Here is a 20,455-nt window from a genome sequence, read left to right as displayed (position 1 = left end):
GGTAAGTGATGGGCCAGTTGGGCCGTTCGCGGGGCAGCCCGGGGTGTTGTCCACGGGAGTGCCGGTGGTCTGGTGCGGAGGATTGCCGCTGGAGTGGTTCACGGGAAGCACGGTAGGGATGCGGGACCGGCCGGAGCCATGGCCGTGCTTGTCATCCCCATGGCCGAGGATCTCATCATGGACCTCATCAGTGAGCTGGCCGCGAGCCCCCGGGGCGGTACCGCGGGAGCGGCCACCTTCCAGGCGTCCGGGCCCTGGGGAATACGCGCACGGCCGGTCTCCGCGACCGTCTTCCACGCGGTCACCGCCGGGTCGTGCTGGCTGCGCCGACCCGGCGCCGAACCGCTCCGCCTCACGGCCGGGGACCTCGTGCTGCTGCCGGAGGGCCGAGGCCATGGCCTGGCCGCCACCCGGCGGGGCCGTATGCAGACGGCACCTGGGGCGCGGCCGGGCGAGCCGTACGCTCCCGGTGTCGGTGCGGCCCCGGCACCGCAGCACCGGCACCGGCACCGGCACCGGCACCGGAGAGTGCGGGGCTGTCGGGGGGCGGCCCCGCGACCACGGTGCTGTGCGGCGGCTACCGGCACGAGACGGGGGCCGCCCGTCCGCTGGCGCGCCTGCTGCCGCCCGTGCTGCGCGTGTCCGCCGGGCCCGGCCGAGAGCCGGGCGCGAGCACGGGACTTGATGCGACGGTGGGGCTCCTGGCGGCCGAGACCCACCGGGGCTCTCCCGGTGCGGATGTCGTGGTGAGCAGGCTGGTGGACGTCCTGTTCATTCAGGTATTGCGAGCCTGGCTCAGCGCCGAAGATGACGACGGCGGCGGCGCGCGGAGCGGGCAGCGGGGGCGGCGGCTGCGGGGTGCCCCCGTCTCTCCGGGACGGCGAAGTACCGCGGGCCCTGGCCGTGGTGCACCGCTGCCCCGCCCATCCGTGGACGCTCGAAGATCTCGCCCGCGAATCGGGCACCTCCCGCGCCACGCTCTCCAGGCGGTTCGCACGCGCCATGGGAAAGCCGCCGCTGACCTACCTCACACGGTGGCGCATCGACCTCGCCGCGGCGTATCTGCGCGAGGGCGACGAGCCGTTGCCCGCCATAGCCCGCCGTGTCGGCTACACCTCGCCCTTCGCGCTCTCCCGCGCGTTCACCCGCATCCGCGGGATCGCGCCCAGCCACTACCGCGCGGCCCACCGCGTCGCGGAGGGCGTTCCGCGTGCCTGCCTTTCCTGAGCGTCGCGTACCCCGTGTCCCTCGTGTCCCGCTCGCTCGCGCCGCTACGGCAGATAGGCGTCCGGGGGCAGTTCCCCGGCCGCGCGGACGTTGTCCCGGGCCCGTTCGATCAGTTTGGCGTTGCTGTACTCCAGGCTCTGTCCGAGATCGACTCCGTGGTACTCGCGGCTGGCGTAGATCCAGCCTTCCGTGGCGGCCCGCACCTTGAGCATGACGGGGAGACTGGTGAAGTCACAGGCCGGGGCGGGCGAGGTTTCCAGGTAGCCGGCCAGGAAAGTCGCGGGGTCCGTTTCTTCGTCGAGGAAACTCAATGTGCCCGCGAGGTCGAAGACGTGCGGTCCGTGCATCACTTCACCCCAGTCGAGAAGACCCGCACGGTCTTCCTCGAAACGGAATTCGGTGAGCCGTGGGTCGCAGTGGATCACACCGGAAGAAAGATTTTCCGAGGCCGCTGTTTCCAGTCCTTCGCGGATCGCCTGCTGAATCCATTCGCGCCCCTCAAGGAACGGCTGTTCGGCGAGCAGCCAGTCCAGATGTGGCCACACGAGGGTCTGCGGCAGCGGCGGGATGTCGCGCAGTGCGGCGTGGATCCGGCCGAGGGTGTGCCCGGCCCGCGCCAGATCCTGCGGATTGCCGGGTTCGGGGGGCCGGCCCGCGACGTACTCCAGCAGCCCCCAGCACCAGGGCCCGTGCTCGGCGACGAGGTCACCCGCCCGGGTCCGCCGGGGGGCGCCGGCCGGGATGCCCGCCTGCTCGGCCAGCTCCGCCGCGCGCAGACCGGAGGCGAACTTGACCGCCTGCGCCTTCGGTACGGCCTTCAGCACGACGCGCGCGCCGGACCGCTCCAGCAGCCAGGTGTGCGAGTTGTAGCCGGTCTGCCAGGTGCCCTCGGGCCAGGGCGCCACCGTGAAACCCTCGGCCTCCCACAAATGCAGCGGCAACTCGTCGGTGGCCGGGGCCTGCGGCAGTGGGTCAAAGATCGGCATAGTTCTCCCCATTTTCCGTCGAGCCACGTTCCTTTTCCGTCGGGCCACGCTTCCGACTTCCGCCACATCGGCCGCGACAACACCTACAAGGCAGCACGGCAGCCGATACCCGCCCACGGCTCATGCTATTGCGGAAAGTCGCACCCCACGAAGAGGAGCAGGAATCGCACATCGCCTCTACGGCGAACAGGGGATTCCCTAGGGGGACCTAGGGGTGGTGACGGGCCGCGCGAACTTGGTTATCTGTCTGTGCTCCCGTTCGGGGCCAGATCCCGCACGATCCGATTTCACCCCTTCAGGAGAGTTCTTTCGTGGTGGAAGAAACTCGTGACGTCCTCGTTACCGGTATCGCGCACCGCGAGGAACTTTGTTCGGTCTGGGAAACCGCCTGGCGGGCGATCGAGGACGCCGGTGCCGTCCCCTCCCCCGCGCATCCGGTGGCCGTGTTCCTCGGCACGCAGCCGGAAGGTCCGCCGGAGTGGGCGGGGCTCCCCGGGCTGTGGATCCGCCCGGTGGCGGACGGGGACCTGTTCGAGGCCGCCGTCGGCGCTCTGGGCGAGGAACGGGTGAGCCTGGCGGTCGTGTACGACGGGCCCAGCGCCACCGCGGTGGCGCTGTCCCGGGCGGCATCCGGCTCCGGCGGCTACGGTCCCCTGCGCCTCTCCCCCGGGGAACGTACGGCATGGCTCGCCGCCCTCACCCCACGCGTCCCGCGCGACGCACCGGCCCCCCGTGCGCGACCCGTGCCACGCTCCGGTTCCGGTGCCGGGCCCGCTGGACCCGCTGCCCCGTCCGGTGACGCCGGAGGCCGCGAGGTCCCGGTGCCGCTGCTCGTATCGGGCCGCAGCCAGGCCGGTCTGCGGGCCTTCGCCGGGGATCTGGCGGGTCATCTGCTGGACCACCCGGGCATCCGGTTGCCCGATGTCGCCTTCACCCTGGCCTCCGCCCGCACCCTGTGGCCGTACCGCACCGTGGTCACGGCCACCGGCAGGGACTCGGCCATCGCGGCGCTGCGCGCGGTGGCGGCCGGCACAGCGGGCGAGGTGACAGTGTGCTCCGAGTCCGGGCGCGAGTCGGGCGCCGTGTTCGTCTTTCCCGGTCAGGGGGCCCAGTGGCGTGGCATGGCGCGGGAACTGGCCGGGACGGCACCGGTCTTCAGGGAGCACCTGGCGGAGTGCGGGCGCGCGCTCCGTCCCCACCTGGACGTCGAACTCGACGACATCCTCTCGGGTGCTGTGCCCATGGACCGGGTCGATGTCATCCAGCCCGCCCTGTTCGCCGTCATGGTCTCGCTGGCGAAGCTGTGGCAGGCGCACGGCGTCACCCCGTCCGCGATGGTGGGGCACAGCTTCGGCGAGATCGCGGCGGTGACCGCCGCCGGTGGCCTGTCCCTGCCGGAGGGCGCCCGGCTGGTCGCCGTGGTCAGCAAGGCGCTGGCCCTCCTCGAAGGCGAGGGCGACATGGTCGCGGTGGCGCTGGGGGCCGGGGAACTGGGCGGCCTGATCACCGGGTGGGGCCTGGAGCTGGAGAGCGCCGTCGTCAACGGGCCGCGTTCGACGGTGGTCTCCGGCCCGTGCGAGGCGGCGGCCACGCTGCTGGAAAGGCTGGCCGAACGGGGGGTGTGGGCGCGGCGGCTGCCGATCGGGATCGCCGGACATTCGCGGCACATGGACGGCATCCGCGAGCGGATGGTGAGCCAGACAGCGTCGGTCCGGCCGCGCGCCTCCGCCGTACCGGTCTTTGGCTCGACCACGGCCGCGCCGCTGGACACGGCGGGCCTCGGCCCCGAGCACTGGTTCCTCGGCCTGCGCAGGACGGCGCACTTCCAGCAGGTCACGGAAGCACTGCTCGCACAGGGGCACCGGCTGTTCGTGGAGATCAGCCCGCACCCCGTGCTGGCCATGCCGATCGAGGAGACGGCGGCGCGGGCCGACCGGAGCGTGGTCGTGCTGGACACGATGCGCCGCCAGGAGGCGGGCCACGGCCGGTTCCTGGGCGCGCTGGCCGAGGCCCAGCTGCACGGCGCGGCGCCCGATTGGGCCACGGCCCTCCCCGGCGCCGAGCGTGTCCCGCTGCCGCCCTACCGCTTCGGCCGCGACTCGGCGGACGAGCGGGCCGACCCGCTGCGGGAGCGGCTGGCCGGGCTGGAGGAGGCGGGCCGGTTGTCCGCGGTCGTCCGACTGGTCACCGCCGCGCTGTCCCGGCGGGGTGCGGCCGGGGAGGGGGCGGGCGGCGCCCCTTGTCCCGAGGAGGCGGCCCTCTCCCCTCACGAGGCAGCACGCTCCCCCCACGAGGCGCTCTCCCCCCACGAGGTGGAAGCGGACTTCAGGTCGCTCGGCGTGGACTCGGTCGAAGCGCTGCGCGTCCGGCACCGTCTGGTGGACAGCACCGGGCTGCGGCTGCCCGCGACAGCGCTGTTCGACCATCCCAGCCCGCGCGCGCTGGCGGAGGAATTGCTGCGCCTGCTGTTCGACGGCGACGCCGGGGCGCCCGCCGCGCCGGGATCAGCGGCGGCGACGGCCGCCACGGCTGCCTCCTCGTCCGCGGCGGTCGCGGCGTGGCGGGGCGGGCCCGCAGCCGCTTCCGGCCCGAGTGCGCCGGTCCCGTGGAGTGAGCCGGTCGCCGTCGTCGGCATGGCCTGCCGGTTGCCCGGCGGGGTGCGCTCGCCGCAGGACCTGTGGGAGATGGTGGCCGAAGGACGGGAGGGAATCGCTCCGCTTCCCGCCGACCGCGGCTGGGACCTCGCGGCCCTCTACGATCCGGACGCCGCCCGGCCGGGCACCTTCTACCAGCGTGAAGCCGGGTTGCTGGACGGCGTGGACGAGTTCGACGCGGCCTTCTTCGGCATCGCGCGGCGGGAGGCGCTGGCGATGGACCCGCAGCAGCGGCTGCTGCTGGAGACGGCGTGGGAGGCGATCGAGCGCGGCGGGCTCGTGGGCACCTCGTTGCGCGGCAGCCGTACCGGCGTGTTCACCGGAGTCATGAATCTGCCCTACGGCCGGCCGGCACACCAGGCCCAGCCCGACCTTGAGGGCTATGTGGTGACGGGTACGGCATCCAGCATGGCCTCGGGCCGGCTGTCCTATGTGCTGGGCCTGGAGGGGCCGGCCGTGACGGTGGACACCGCGTGTTCGTCCTCGCTGGTGGCCCTGCATCTGGCCTGCCAGGCGCTGCGCAACGGGGAGTGCGACCTGGCCCTGGCGGGCGGGGTCACCGTGATGGCCGAGCCCGGATTGTTCATCGAATTCAGCAGGTTGCGGGCGCTGGCACCCGACGGCCGCTGCAAGTCGTTCTCCGCCGACGCGGACGGCTTCGGCATGGCGGAGGGGGTGGGGGTGTTGGTGGTGGAGCGGTTGTCGGACGCGCGGCGCCTCGGCCACCACATCCTCGCCCTCGTACGCGGCTCCGCCGTCAACCAGGACGGCGCCTCCAACGGCCTCACCGCACCCAGCAGCCCCGCCCAACAACGCGTCATCCAAGCAGCACTCCACCACGCACACCTCCCCCCCGACGAAATCGACCTCCTCGAAGCACACGGCACCGGCACCCGACTCGGCGACCCCATCGAAGCCCAAGCACTCCAAGCCACCTACGGCCAAGCCCACACCCCCCAACACCCCCTCCACCTCGGCTCCCTCAAATCCAACATCGGCCACACCCAAGCCGCCGCAGGCATCGCAGGCATCATCAAAACCATCCAGGCCATCCACCACCGCACACTCCCCCCAACCCTCCACACCGACCACCCCAGCACCCACATCGACTGGACACCAGGCACCCTCCACCTCCTCACCCACCCACAACCCTGGAAACCCACCAACCACCCCCGCCGAGCCGGAATCTCCTCCTTCGGGATGAGCGGAACCAACGCACACGTGATCATCGAAGAGCACGTACCCGACCCCGCCGACACCTCTCCCCCACCCGGCGACGCCCCACCCTGGGCACAGACGGCCCTCCCCCTCCTCCTGTCCGCCAAGACACCCCAAGCACTCCACGACCAGGCAGCCGCACTCCACCACCACCTCACCCACCACCCCGACCTCCCCCTCCACCACACCGCCCGCACCCTGGCCTGCCACCGCACCCACTTCCCCCACCGAGCCGCCATCACCGGCAACCCCACCCACATCCTGGACAACCTCAACAACCTGGCTCCCACCCAAGACACCGCCCAGGCCGGCTTCGGACACCTCACCGCCCTCTACTCGGGACAGGGTGCCCAGCGTCCCGGGATGGGGCAGCAACTCGCCCAGCACTTCCCGGAGTTCGCGACAGCTCTCGACGAAGTGTGCGCCCACCTCGACCCGCACCTTCCCCGCCCACTGCGCGACATCATGTGGGACCCCGACCCCACCCTGCTCAACCAGACCCACTACGCCCAGCCCGCCCTCTTCGCCCACCAATACGCCCTCACCCGCCTCTACCAGTCCCTCGGCCTCACGTTCACCACCCTCGTCGGCCACTCCATCGGCGAGATCACCGCCGCCACCACCGCCGGGATCCTCACGCCCGCCGACGCCGCCCGCCTCATCACCACCCGCGCCCGCCTCATGCAACACCTCCCCCCAGGCGGAACCATGCTCGCCATCGCCGCCGGGAAGGAGGAGGTCGCCGCGTCGCTGACCGAGTCGGCAGGTCCCGGCGAGGCGGGGATCGCCGCGGTGAACGGCCCGAGCGGAGTCGTGGTCTCCGGGACCGAGGAGAGTGTGGAGCGGATCGGCAGCCTGTGGCGCGAGCGCGGGCGGCGTACGGCCCGGCTGCGCGTCAGCCACGCCTTCCACTCCCCGCTCATGGAACCCATGCTGGAAGAGTTCAGGGCCACGGTGGAGAGCCTGCGGTTCGCCCAGCCCGTCATTCCGGTCAGCGCCTCGGCCGACAGTCCCCACCCGGTCACCAGCCCGGACTACTGGGTGGACCACGTACGCAAGGCGGTGCTCTTCCACGAAGCGGTCGCCGCGCTGCCGGAGACCGAGGTCCTGCTGGAGATCGGCCCCGGTGCCACGCTCACCCCCATGGTGGAGACGGGCCATCTCGTGCTGCCCAGCGCCCGCCGCGACCACGGCGAGACCCACGGCGTGCTGGACGCCCTCGCCCGGGCGCACGCCCACGGCGCCGCCGTCAACTGGCCGGCGCTCTTCCCACCCGGTCCCTCCGGCCTGCCCGTCCCGCCCGCCGATCTGCCCACCTATCCCTTCCAGCGGCAGCGCTACTGGAGCAGCGCACCGGCCGGGACCGGTCCCTCGCCCGGGGCGGACGCGCGGTCGCACCCGGTGCTGGCGCTGCGTACCGAACTGCCGGATACGGGCGGCGTCCTGCTCTCGGGGCGGCTGGATCCGGCCGGTGACGCGTGGCTGCCGGACCATGTGGTGATGGGCACCGTACTGCTGCCCGGCACGGGATTCGTCGAGCTGGCGCTCGAAGCCGCCCGCGCGGTGGGCGCGGCGTCGGTGGACGAACTGGTGCTCCGCGCGCCCATGGTCTTCCCCGGGCGCAAGGCGCGCGACCTCCAGGTGTGGGTCTCGCCGCCGGACGAGGGCGCCGAGCGCGAGCTGCGCGTCCGCACCCGCGGGAAGGGTGAGGACTGGACGCTGCACGCGACGGGGACGCTGGCGGCGCGTACCGCCGGGACGGGCGCGTTCACCGCTGACTGGGCCGGCCCCAACTGGCCGCCGGAGGGCGCCGAACCGGTGCCCGGGGAGAACTTCTACGCGGACCTCGCCGCACGCGGCTACGAGTACGGCCCGGCCTTCCGGGGGACGCGCGCCCTGTGGGAGCGGGGTGAGGACCTGTTCGCCGAGGTCGTGCTGCCCGAGGGGCAGCCGAGGGGTTTCGGTATCCATCCGGCGCTGCTGGACGCCGCATTGCACACACTGCCGCTGACCGGCCGCCTCTACGACGGCGACGAGGTGCGGCTGCCGTTCTCGTTCAACGGGGTGGCGCTGTTCGCCGCCGACGCCCAGCGGCTGCGGGTGCGGGTGCGGGCGGCCCGGTCGGGCGGGGGCACGGCCACGGTGAGAATCACCGACTCCTTTGGGGCGCCGGTCCTCAGCCTGGAGTCGCTGACGCTGCGGGCCGTGGAGCGGGCGCAGTTGGCGGCGGCGGGTGCGGCCGGGGAAGCGGGTCGGTTCGCCGTCGTCTGGGAGCGGCTGCCCGGTCCTGGAACGGCGGGCGAGGCGGCTGCCGGAAGTCCGGGGGCGCCCGGTAGCGGGCAGGGGCCGGGGAGTTGGCAGGTGCCCGGATGCTGGCTGGTGCTGGGCGAGCCGCCGCCCGGCCTCGGCCCGGTGTGCCGGCGCACGCTCAGCCTCGCCTCCTGGGACCGCTCGGCCGCCCCGGACGGGATCCTGGTGTACGCGGCCCGCGCGGAGGAGCTGCTCGGCGCGCTCCACGAGGTTGCCGGTGTGCGGGCCCCGCTCTGGTGCGTCACCCGTGGTGCGGTCGGGGTCGGGGCGGCCGACGATCCGGAGACCGAGGTGCACGCGGCCGGGGTGTGGGGGCTGGGACGGGTGGCCGGCCTGGAGCTGCCCGAGGAGTGGGGCGGTCTGGTGGATCTTCCGGCGGAGATCGACGAGACGGCCGGACGGCTGCTCGCCCGAGTCCTCACCGGGCACGGTTCCGAGGACCAACTGGCCGTGCGGGACGGTGCGTTGTGGGCCCGGCGACTGGTCCCCGCACCGGCGCCGGCACCGGCCACCGCCTGGGAACCGAAGGGAACCGTGCTGATCACCGGCGGCACCGGAGCGCTGGGCGGGCACGTGGCCCGGTGGCTGGCCGCCCGGGGCGGCGCGGGGCGTCTCGTACTGCTGTCCCGGCGGGGCGCGGCGGCCCCGGGCGCGGCGGATCTGCTGGCGGAGCTGACGTCGGCCGGGGTCCCGGCCGTGGCGAGCGCTGTTGATGTCACGGACCGCCGGGCGCTGTCGGCGCTGCTGTCCGGGCTGGAGGCGGAGGGCGCGCCGGTGCGCACGGTGGTGCACGCCGCCGGGGTGGTGAGCGAGGTGCCGCTGCGCGAGGCGAGCCCCGCGCAGCTCTCGGCGCAGACGGCGGCCAAGGTGGAGGGGGCCCTGCTGCTCGATGAACTGCTTCCCGACCTCGACGACTTCGTCCTGTTCTCCTCGATCTCCGGGATCTGGGGCGCGGCGGGCCATGCCGGTTACGCCGCGGGCAACGCCTGCCTCGACGCGCTCGCCCGGCGCCGCCGCGAGCGGGGGCGGCCGGCGACGGCCCTCGCCTGGGGACCATGGTCGGGCAGGGGCATGCTGACCGAGCGCGACGAGCGCGAGTTGCGCAGGCGGGGGCTCGCTCCGCTGTCGGTGCCGGGCGCGCTGCACGCCCTCGGGCAGAGCGTCACCGCGGGTACCGACACGGTGCTCGTGAACGTGACCTGGTCGCGCTTCTTGCCCGCTTTCACCGCCGCGCGGCCCAGTCCGCTGCTGGCCGGGTTCGCCGACCCGCCGCCCGCAAGGGATCCGGTGACGGGCGCGGGATCCCTCCACGAGCGGCTCGCCGCCTTGTCCCCGGACGAACGTGAGGCAGCAGTGCTGGAGGAGGTCCTCACCCATGTGGCGTCGCTCATCGGGGAGTCCGACCCGCAGCGGGTGGACGCGGGCCGGGCCCTGAAGGATGTCGGCTTCGACTCGCTGATGTCCGTGGAACTGCGCAACAGGTTCGCCGGTCTCATCGGCGGCAAGCTGCCCGCCACGCTGGTCTTCGACCATCCGACGCCCAACGCGCTGGCCGCCTATCTCCGCTCGCGCCTCGACGCCGGGGAGAGCGGGCCCGTGGACGGCTCGCTGCTGGCGGCGTTCGACCGGATCGAGCGCGATGCGCTGTCCCCGTCCACGGGGCGGGGCCAGCGCATGGCACTCGCCACCCGGCTGGAGTCGCTGCGGGGACGGCTCGCGGAGCTGGACGCCGTTCCCGTCCCGGCCACCGACGTCTTGGAGTCGGCGGGCGCGGATGAACTGATGCGGTTCATCGACTCCGAGTTCGGGACACCCGACCCCTCCTCCTCGGGCAGGTGCGACACATGACAGAGGAAAGCCGGCTCGTCGAGTATCTCCGCAAGGTCACCACCGACCTGCACAAGACCCGCTCCCGGCTGCGGGAGGCCCAGACGCGCGATGCCGAGCCCGTCGCGGTCGTCGGCATCGGCTGCCGCTACCCGGGCGGGGTGCGCCGCGCCGAGGATCTGTGGCGGCTGGTCGCCGAGGGCCGGGATGCGATCACCCGGTTCCCCACGGACCGGGGCTGGGACGTGGCCAACCTCTACGACCCGGATCCGGAGGCCGTGGGCAAGTCCTGCACCCGCGAGGGGGGATTCCTCACCGGTATCGACCTCTTCGACGCGGAGTTCTTCGGGCTCAGCCCCCGTGAGGCGCTGGCGATGGACCCGCAGCAGCGGCTGCTGCTGGAGACGACCTGGGAGGCGATGGAGGACGCGGGCCTCGTGCCCGGCACCCTGCGCGGCAGCCGTACCGGTGTGTTCACCGGTGTGATGCACCACGACTACGGCGGCCGGTTCGCCAAGGCCCCCGAGGGGTTCGAGGGCTACATCCACACGGGCAGCGCGGGCAGCATGGCCGTGGGCCGGGTCTCCTACCTCTTCGGCCTGGAGGGGCCGGCCGTGACGGTGGACACCGCGTGTTCGTCCTCGCTGGTGGCGCTGCATCTGGCCTGCCAGGCGCTGCGCAACGGGGAGTGCGACCTGGCGCTGGCGGGCGGGGTGGCGGTCATGGCCACGCCGACGTTCTTCATCGAGTACAGCCGCCAGCGGGTGCTCTCCCCCGACGGCCGGTGCCGTTCGTTCTCGGACGACGGGAAGGGCACGGGGTGGTCGGAGGGGGTGGGGGTGTTGGTGGTGGAGCGGTTGTCGGACGCACGGCGCCTCGGCCACCACATCCTCGCCCTCGTACGCGGCTCCGCCGTCAACCAGGACGGCGCCTCCAACGGCCTCACCGCACCCAGCAGCCCCGCCCAACAACGCGTCATCCAAGCAGCACTCCACCACGCACACCTCCCCCCCGACGAAATCGACCTCCTCGAAGCACACGGCACCGGCACCCGACTCGGCGACCCCATCGAAGCCCAAGCACTCCAAGCCACCTACGGCCAAGCCCACACCCCCCAACACCCCCTCCACCTCGGCTCCCTCAAATCCAACATCGGCCACACCCAAGCCGCCGCAGGCATCGCAGGCATCATCAAAACCATCCAGGCCATCCACCACCGCACACTCCCCCCAACCCTCCACACCGACCACCCCAGCACCCACATCGACTGGACACCAGGCACCCTCCACCTCCTCACCCACCCACAACCCTGGAAACCCACCAACCACCCCCGCCGAGCCGGAATCTCCTCCTTCGGGATGAGCGGAACCAACGCACACGTGATCATCGAAGAGCACGTACCCGACCCCGCCGACACCTCTCCCCCACCCGGCGACGCCCCACCCTGGGCACAGACGGCCCTCCCCCTCCTCCTGTCCGCCAAGACACCCCAAGCACTCCACGACCAGGCAGCCGCACTCCACCACCACCTCACCCACCACCCCGACCTCCCCCTCCACCACACCGCCCGCACCCTGGCCTGCCACCGCACCCACTTCCCCCACCGAGCCGCCATCACCGGCAACCCCACCCACATCCTGGACAACCTCAACAACCTGGCTCCCACCCAAGACACCGCCCAGGCCGGCTTCGGACACCTCACCGCCCTCTACTCGGGGCAGGGTGCCCAGCGTCCCGGGATGGGGCAGCAACTCGCCCAGCACTTCCCGGAGTTCGCGACAGCTCTCGACGAAGTGTGCGCCCACCTCGACCCGCACCTTCCCCGCCCACTGCGCGACATCATGTGGGACCCCGACCCCACCCTGCTCAACCAGACCCACTACGCCCAGCCCGCCCTCTTCGCCCACCAATACGCCCTCACGCAGCTCTGCCGCGCGTTCGGCCTCGCCCCGGCCGCGCTCGTCGGCCACTCCATCGGCGAGATCACCGCCGCCACCACCGCCGGGATCCTCACGCCCGCCGACGCCGCCCGCCTCATCACCACCCGCGCCCGCCTCATGCAACACCTCCCCCCAGGCGGAACCATGCTCGCCATCGCCGCCGGAGAGGAGGAGGTGGCTCCCACCCTCACCCCCGGTGTCGCCCTCGCCGCCGTCAACGGCCCCCGGGCCGTCGTCGTCTCCGGTCCGCGGGAGGAGATCGGGCCGCTGGACGCCCGCTGGCAGCGTGACGGACGGCGTACCACCCGGCTGCGCGTCAGCCACGCCTTCCACTCCCCGCTCATGGAACCCGTACTCGACGAGTTCACCGCCGTCCTCGAACAGCTCAGCTTCCGCACACCCGGCATCCCGCTCGTTCCCACCGCCGACAGTGCCCACCCCGTCACCGCCGCCGCCTACTGGCGCGACCACGCGCGCGGCACCGTCCGCTTCCACCGCGCCCTCACCCAGCTCCCCGAAACCCACCTCCTGCTAGAGATCGGGCCGGACGCCGCCCTCACCCCCCTCATCGCCACCGGGCACACCACCGTGGCAGCGGCGCAGCGCGACCAGGAGGAGACCCGCGCCTTCCTCCACGCCCTCGCCGAGGTCCACACCCATGGCATCGGCGTGGACTGGCCCGCGCTCTTTCCGCCCGCCGCGCCTGTCGCCCTGCCCTCCTACGCCTTCCAGCGGCAGCGCTACTGGCTCCCCTCGGCGCCGCCGGAGGGGACCGGGGGCGATGCTGTCGGCCACCCCTTCCTGTCCAGTGCCATGGAACTGCCCGCCGCGGGTGGCCTGGTGCTCAGCGGCAGGGTGTCGCCCTCGACGGAGCCGTGGCTCGCCGACCACGCCGTCTCGGGCACCGTCCTCCTCGCCGGTACGGGGTTCTTGGAACTCGCCTGCACGGCCGCACGGCATGCGGAGTGCGAGCAGGTCACCGAGTTGGTGGTCCGGACCCCGCTGCCGCTGCCCGCCACGGGCTGCGAGGTGCAGGTGTGGGTCGCCGCGCCGGGGGAGGACGACGGCGACCGGGAGTTGGTGATCCGCGCCCGGCACGGGGGCCGGAACGAAGCCGGGGAAGCCGAGGTAGCCGAGGTAGCCGGGGAAGCCGGGGAAGCCGGGGAAGCCGGGGAAGCCGGGGAAGCCGAGTACACCGGGAACGGGGTCAGAGAAGGGGGCGAGGGCGGGGGCTCCGGCTGGGTGGTGCACGCCACGGGCACGCTGGCGGCGGCGCCGGGCGGGGCCGGTACGCCGGGCGCGGACGCCGGGTGGGCCGGCGGCGCATGGCCACCCGAAGGGGCCGAACAGATCCCGGCAGAGGAGCTGTACGAGTCGCTGGCCGCGCGCGGCTACGCGTACGGGCCCGCATTCCGCGGGCTGCGCGCCGTGTGGCGCTCGGAGGCAGAGCTGTACGCCGATGTCGCCTTGCCCGAGGACTGCCGGGATACGCGCCACGTGCTCCACCCCGCGCTGCTGGACGCCGCCCTGCACCCCCTGGCGGTCGCCGCCGACGGCTCGGGAGAGGTCCGGCTGCCCTTCGCTTTCGGCCGTACCACCGTGCACGCGCCGGGCGCTCGCGAGCTGCGTGTCCGGCTCCGGACCGGCTCCGAGGCGGTGCGGCTGGATGCCGCCGCCGCTTCCGGGGAGCCGGTGCTCACCGTCGAGAGCCTGGTACTACGGGAGGTGGACACGGGCCCGCCGGCCGTCCGCCTGCCCGCTCAGGTGGACCGGCTGCGGTACGAGGTGACCTGGCAGCAGGTGCCCGGCGCCCCGCCCGCCGAACGGGCCGCGGGCACCTGGCTGGTCCTGATGACGGCATCCGCCGATCCCTCCTGGGCGGCGGCGCCGGTCGAGCACGCCGTCACCGTCACGTTCGACGCGGAGCGGGGCCGTGCCGAACTCGCCGCGCTGCTGCCCGCCCGACCGTTCGCGGGTGTCCTGTGCTTCGTCCGTCGCCCGGAGGATCTGCTCACGGCGTTGCAGGCGCTGGCCGACGCGGGGGTGACCGCCAGGGTCTGGTGCGTCACCCACCACGCCGAGGACGACCCGGAAGCGGCTGCCGTATGGGGAGCGGGCCGGGCCGCCGCGCTGGAACTTCCCGGCCAGTGGGGCGGGTTGGCCGACGTGCCCAAGGTCCGCACCGGACCGGTCGCGGACAGGTTGGCGGGGGTGCTGTCCGCAAGCAGCGGCGAGGACCAGGTGCGTATCGGGCCCGAGGGGGTGTCCGCCCGGCGTCTCGTCGCCGCAGGACCGGCGGGAGGGCTTGCGGACTGGCGGCCTTCGGGGACGGTCCTGGTCACCGGGGGCACGGGGGCGCTGGGCGCACAGGTGGCCCGCTGGGTGGCCGGGCTCGGCGGCTGCTCGCTCGTGCTGGTCTCCCGGCGGGGTCCCGGGGCTCCCGGCGCGGCGGATCTGCTGGCCGAACTGGCCGCCACCGGCACCGAGGCCCGGGCCGTCGCGGCGGATGTCACGGACCGCGAGGCGATGGCCGCGCTGGTGCGCGAGGCGGCGGCGGGCGGGGCGCCCGTGCGCGCGGTCTTCCACGCGGCGGGGCTGCCCGCGCAGACGCCGCTGCTGGAGACCGGGCGGGAGGAGATGCGCGCGGTCATGGCCGCGAAGGCCGGGGGCGCCCAGGTGCTGGATGAGGTGCTGGCCGATGCCGGGCTGGACGCCTTCGTGCTCTTCTCCTCCGTGTCCGGCACCTGGGGCGCGGCCGGCCAGGCCGGATACGGCGCGGCCAACGCCGCGCTGGACGCGCTGGCCGCCCGGCGGCGGGCCCGTGGGCTTGCGGCGGCCTCGCTCGCGTGGGGCCCTTGGGCCGGCGGCGGCATGGTGGATGCCGGACGGGAGCGGCAGCTTCGCCGTCAGGGGCTGGTGCCGCTGCCGGTCGCGGACGCCGTGGCGGCGCTGGCCCGTTCCGTTGCGCTGGGCGGGGACTGTGTACTGGTGGACGCGGCATGGTCGCGGTTCCTGCCGGTGTTCACGGCGGCCAGGCCGGCGCCCCTCTTCGAGCGGCTGGCGGGCAAAGTCCGGGCCGCGGCGCGGAGTACGGCCCAGGCTGGGGCGGACGTCACGGCCGCGGCCGGACAGTTGGCCGGCCTCCCCGCGGCGGGCCGCGAGCGGGCCGTGCGAGAGCTGGTGCGGGCCGAGGTCGCCGCCGCCATCGGACAGCCGGATCCCGCCCGTATCGGCTGGGAGCGCCCGCTGCGCGAACTCGGCTTCGACTCCCTGATGTCGGTGCGGCTGCGCGACCGGCTCGCCGCGGCGACCGGCATCCGCCTGCCCGCGACGCTGGCCTTCGACCATCCGACGTCCGCCGCGCTCGCCACGCATCTGGAGGGCCTGCTCGCCGCAGTCCCCGGCCAGGGGCGGCGCCCTGCCGCCGGGCCGGTGGAGGCGGTGGATGAGCCCCTCGCGATCGTGGGTATGGCCTGCCGGTATCCGGGCGGCGTCGCGACACCGGAGGACCTGTGGCGGCTGGTCGCCGAGGGCCGCGACGCGATCACCGGGTTCCCCGCGGACCGCGGCTGGGACCTGTCCGGCCTCTATGACCCGGACCCGGAGCGGACCGGCAGGACCTATGCGCGGGAGGGCGGATTCCTGGACGACCCGGCGGGGTTCGACGCGGATTTCTTCGGGATCCCCCCTCGTGAGGCGCTGGCGATGGACCCCCAGCAGCGGCTCTTGCTGGAGGCGGCATGGGAGGCCGTCGAGTCGGCGGGGATCGTGCCGGAAAGCCTGCGCGCGACACGCACCGGAGTGTTCGCGGGGGTGATGTACAACGACTACTACTCCCGACTCAACGGCACCCCCGACGGGCTGGAGGGCATCCTCGGCCTCGCCAACAGCAACAGCGTCATGTCCGGGCGCATCTCCTATCTGCTCGGGCTGGAGGGACCGGCGGTCACGGTGGACACCGCCTGCTCCTCCTCGCTGGTGGCGCTGCACCTCGCCGGTCAGGCGCTGCGCAACGGGGAGTGCGACGCGGCGCTGGCGGGCGGGGCCACCGTGATGGCGACGCCCAACATCTTCGTCGAGTTCAGCCGCCAGGGCGGGCTCGCCAAGGACGGCCGCTGCAAGCCGTTCTCCGCCGAAGCGGACGGCACGGGCTGGTCGGAGGGTGTGGGGGTGGTTGTGCTGGAGCGGTTGTCGGACGCGCGGCGGCTGGGCCATCACGTACTGGCGCTGGTGCGCGGCTCGGCCGTCAACCAGGACGGTGCCTCCAACGGGCTGACCGCGCCCAACGGCCCCGCACAGCAGCGTGTCATCCAAGCCGCTCTCCGCCGGGCAGGCGTCGCCCCCGCCGACATCGACGCCGTCGAGGCGCACGGCACCGGCACCCGCCTGGGCGACCCCATCGAAGCCCAGGCGCTCCAGGCGGTCTACGGCCATCAGCGCCCGCCCCACAGCCCCCTTCGTCTCGGCTCCCTCAAGTCCAACATCGGCCACACCCAGGCCGCGGCGGGTGTCGGCGGCGTCATCAAGACCGTCCAGGCGCTCCGGTACGAGACGCTGCCGCCCACCCTGCACGCCGACGCCCCCACGCCCGAAGTCGACTGGCCGGCGGGATCGCTCGCCCTGCTGACCCGGGCCGGCCCCTGGCCGCGCACCGACCGTCCGCGCCTGGCGGGGGTCTCCTCGTTCGGTATCAGCGGCACCAACGCCCATGTGGTTCTGGAGGAGGGCGACCCGTTGCCGCCGGAGCCGGCGCAGCCGCCGCGGGATCCGGTGGTGCCCGTGCCGTTCGTCCTCGCCTCCCGTACGCCGGGCGCGCTGCCGGGGCAGGCGCGGGCGCTGCACGCGCATCTGGTGGCCCGCCCGGAACCGGCCCTGCGAGATGTGGCGTGGTCGCTGGCCACGGCTCGTTCGGCCGCCGCGCACCGCGCCGTGGTCGTCGCCGGCGGCCGGGAGGAGCTGCTCGGCGGGCTCGCGGCGCTGGGCGAAGGCCCCGCCGCGGTCACCCCGGACACGGTGCGCACCGGCACGGTGCGAGCGGGCCGGGTGGCCTTGATGTTCCCGGGGCAGGGCTCGCAGTGGCTGGGGATGGGCCGCGAACTGCTGGCCGGGAGCGCGGTGTTCGCGGCCTCCGTCAAGGAGTGCGAGGAGGCGCTGGCGCCCTTCGTCGCATGGTCGCTGCCGGAGGTGCTGTGCGGCGCGGACGCTGCCGTGCAGGCGCCGGTCGATGTGGTCCAGCCCGCCTTGTTCGCGGTGATGGTCTCGCTGGCCAGGGTGTGGCAGGACTGGGGCGTCCCGGTGGACGGGGTGGTCGGGCACTCGCAGGGGGAGATCGCCGCCGCCTGCGTGTCCGGTGCGCTGTCCCTGCCGGACGGGGCGCGGGTGGTCGCCACGCGCTCCCGGCTGCTGGCCCGGCTCGCCGGCTCGGGCGGGATGGTGCACGTGGGGCTGCCCGAGGCCGAGGTGCGGGGCCGCCTGGCGGGGCGGCTGTCCATCGCCTCGGTGAACGGGCCCGGTTCGGTCGTGGTCTCCGGCCCGGACGAGGCGCTGGAGGAGTTGATCGGCGCCGCGCGGGCGGACGGCGTCCACGTCCGCCGGATCGAGGTGGACTACGCCTCGCACTCCGCCGCCGTCGAGGCGGTCCGCGAACCGCTGCTGGCCCAGCTGGCGGGGCTCGCGCCACGGGAGGGCTCGGTGCCGCTGTACTCGACGGTGACGGGCACCCGGCTGTCCGGCGGCGAGCTGGACGCCGAGTACTGGTACCGCAACCTGCGCGAGACGGTGCGGCTGGAGACCTCCGTCGGGGCGCTGGCGGCCGACGGGTTCGCGTTCTTCGCGGAGTGCAGCCCCCACCCTGTGCTGGGCGTCGGCGTGCGGGAGACCCTGGAGGCGCTCGGCGCCGAGGGCACGGTGACCGGGTCGCTGCGGCGGGGGGACGGGGGCCGGGAGCGGATGCTGCGCTCCTTGGCCGAGGGGTACGCCGAGGGGCTGCCGGTGGACTGGCGCCGGGTACTGGAGGGCGGGCGTCAAGTGCCGCTGCCCACCTACGCCTTCCAGCACGAGCGGTTCTGGCTCGACACCCCGGCAGCACCGGGCGGCGCGAACGGTAGGACCGGCCCGTCCGGCGCGGACGTCCGGTTCTGGGCGGCGGTGGAGCGCGAGGACGCGGAAGAGCTGGCGGGCGAGATCGGTCCGGCCGAGGGGCTGGGCCAGGTGCTGCCCGCGCTGGCGGCCTGGCGCCGCCGCGGCAGGCGGCAGGCGGAGCTGGACTCCTGGCGCTATGACGTGATCTGGCGCCCGCACCGGCTCGGCGCGGACGCCGTACCCGGGGGCCGGTGGCTCCTGCTGGCGGGCGCGGGCACGGAGCCGGAGCGGGTGCGGGCCCTGCTGGCGGAGCGGGGCGCGGAGTTGGCGCCGGTCGTCTTGGCGGCACAGGACGCCGATCGGGCCGTGGTGGCCGCCCGGATCCAGGAGGTGACCGGTGAGCGGCGCGAAGAGTTCGCCGGGGTGCTGTCGCTGCTGGCGCTGGACGAGCGGCCACACCCGTCGCTGCGGGGGCTGACGGCGGGACTCGCGCTGACGGTCGCCGCCGTACAGGCGCTCGGCGACCTCGGCATGGAGGCCCCGTTGTGGGCGGTGACCTGCGGTGCGACGGATGCGGGCCACCCGCCCCGGCATCCGGGGCAGCACCAGGTATGGGGGCTGGGCCGGGTCGTGGGGCTGGAGCATTCCGCACGGTGGGGCGGGCTGATCGACCTTCCCGAGGAGCCGGACGGACCGGCCGTGCGGGCGCTGCTCGGCATCCTCGCCGGCGGCGGCCACGGCGAGGACCAGTGGGCGGTCCGCGACACCGGAACGCGCGTGCGACGGCTGGTGCGTTGCTCCCCGGCCGCCGCCCCGGCGGGCGGCGGCGCGTGGCAGCCGGGCGGCACGGTGCTGATCACCGGTGCCAGTGGTTCGCTGGGCCCGCACCTGGCGCGGTCGATGGCCGAGCGCGGCGCGCCGCACCTGGCTCTGCTGAGCAGGCGCGGCGCCTCCTCGCCCGGAATGCCGGAGCTGTTGGCCGAATTGCGGGAGCGGGGGTGTCCGGCGGAGGCGTACGCCTGCGATGTGCGGGACCGGGAGCGGCTGCGCGGCGTGCTGCGGGAGCTGGCGGACGCGGGCCGCCCGGTGGCCACGGCGGTGCACGCCGCCGCGCATCTGGACATCGCCTCGTTGGAGTCCACGGCCCTCGGGCACTTCGCCGAAGTGGTGGACGCCAAGGTCGCCGGCGCGGTCAACCTGGCCGGACTGCTCGACCCGGAACACCTGCGCGAGCTGGTCCTGTTCTCCTCGATCGCCGGGGTGTGGGGCAGCGCGGACCACGGGGCTTACGCGGCGGCCAACGCCTGCCTCGACGCGTACGCGCAGCGCTGCCGGGCCGATGGTCTGCCCGTCACGTCGGTGGCCTGGGGGATCTGGGACGAGCAGATCACCAAGGACCGCACGGATGCCGACCTGGTGATCCGCCGCGGGCTGCCGTTCCTCGACCGGGACACGGCGTTCGAGGGCCTGTACCAGGCCCTGGCCACCGACCGGGCCTGCCATGTGGTCGCCGATGTGGACTGGTCGCGTTTCGTGCCGGTGTTCACCTCGGTACGCCCCAGTTCTCTGCTCGCCGACCTGGCCGAGGACGCCGCCAAGGACGCCGCAGGGGACGGGCACGGGCGGGGGGCGGGGAGCGCGCCGGATACCGCTCCGGGTCCCGCGTTGCGCGCACGGCTGGCGGGCATGGCCCCCGGGGACCAGGAGCGCACCGTGCTCGACCTGGTGCGGCGGACCGGCGCGGTGGTGCTCGGGCGCGGGAGTGAGGAGCGGCTGCCCGCCGAACAGGACTTCCGCCAGGCCGGCTTCGACTCCCTGCTGTCGGTGGACTTCCGCAACCGGATCAACCGCGCCACCGGTCTCACGCTGCCCTCGACGCTGCTGTTCGACCACACCTGCCCGGCGCGGCTCGCCGCGCACCTCCTCGAACAGCTGACGGAGCGTCAAGACAGCTCCCCTGACGGTGTCCTGACGCGACTGGACGGGATCGAGACGCAGGTGCGGGCGCTGTGGGCCGACGACGACCCGGTACGGCGGCGGTTGGCGGCCCGCGTGGAGGCGCTGCTGCGCACGCTGCGCGGCGGCGGGACCGAGGGGACCGGCGGGCAGGAGCCAGCCCCGGCCCTGGAGTCGGCCGGCAGCACCGAGGAACTGCTGGACCTCCTCGACGGCCGGTACGGGGAGTCATGAGCGGAACGAGCCGGTACGCGGA

The 20,455-nt window shown here is 74.0% G+C and carries 4 protein-coding genes and 2 pseudogenes; 5 read left to right on the top strand and 1 reads right to left on the bottom strand.

All coding sequences use genetic code 11. The features are described 5' to 3' along the window. Nucleotides 1–138: 138 nt before the first annotated feature. The 3 genes and pseudogenes from ABD339_RS33840 to ABD339_RS17230 all read left to right on the top strand — a co-directional run. Nucleotides 139–441, top strand: a pseudogene (locus ABD339_RS33840) (cupin domain-containing protein); the annotation flags it as partial. A gap of 95 nt (nucleotides 442–536) precedes the next feature. Beyond that, nucleotides 537–785 (top strand): annotated as a pseudogene (locus tag ABD339_RS33835) (cupin domain-containing protein); the annotation flags it as partial. 22 nt (nucleotides 786–807) lie between these two features. Next, nucleotides 808–1,227 (top strand): helix-turn-helix transcriptional regulator, encoded by a 420-nt coding sequence (locus tag ABD339_RS17230; protein ID WP_344566966.1) that lies wholly within the window; start codon nucleotides 808–810, stop codon nucleotides 1,225–1,227. Nucleotides 1,228–1,271: 44 nt separating this feature from the next. On the opposite strand, the gene ABD339_RS17225 is transcribed toward ABD339_RS17230, so the two are convergent. Continuing rightward, nucleotides 1,272–2,213: a phosphotransferase enzyme family protein gene (locus tag ABD339_RS17225; protein WP_344566965.1), complete on the bottom strand. Its 942-nt coding sequence runs from the start codon at nucleotides 2,211–2,213 to the stop codon at nucleotides 1,272–1,274. 314 nt (nucleotides 2,214–2,527) lie between these two features. On the opposite strand from ABD339_RS17225, the gene ABD339_RS17220 reads away from it, so the two are divergent. Beyond that, on the top strand, nucleotides 2,528–10,243 hold the full coding sequence (locus tag ABD339_RS17220; protein ID WP_425576019.1) for an SDR family NAD(P)-dependent oxidoreductase: 7,716 nt from the start codon (nucleotides 2,528–2,530) through the stop codon (nucleotides 10,241–10,243). After that, nucleotides 10,240–20,433, top strand: a complete 10,194-nt coding sequence (locus ABD339_RS17215) for a type I polyketide synthase (protein WP_344566962.1) — start codon at nucleotides 10,240–10,242, stop codon at nucleotides 20,431–20,433. Before ABD339_RS17220 ends, ABD339_RS17215 begins: the two co-directional genes overlap by 4 nt. The last annotated feature ends 22 nt before the right edge of the window (nucleotides 20,434–20,455 follow it).

The organism is Streptomyces axinellae, from assembly GCF_039532135.1.
GTDB classification, from domain to species: Bacteria; Actinomycetota; Actinomycetes; order Streptomycetales; family Streptomycetaceae; genus Streptomyces; species Streptomyces axinellae.
The sequence above is the reverse complement of the archived record's forward strand: the minus strand, read 5'-3'. Positions and strand labels throughout refer to the sequence as shown.

Excerpts from the sequence above, each read along its gene's own strand:
- ABD339_RS17215 (WP_344566962.1), top strand. The coding sequence starts at position 10,240 with ATGACAGAGGAAAGCCGGCTCGTCGAGTATCTCCGCAAGGTCACCACC.
- ABD339_RS17230 (WP_344566966.1), top strand. The coding sequence starts at position 808 with ATGACGACGGCGGCGGCGCGCGGAGCGGGCAGCGGGGGCGGCGGCTGC.
- ABD339_RS17225 (WP_344566965.1), bottom strand. The coding sequence starts at position 2,213 with ATGCCGATCTTTGACCCACTGCCGCAGGCCCCGGCCACCGACGAGTTG.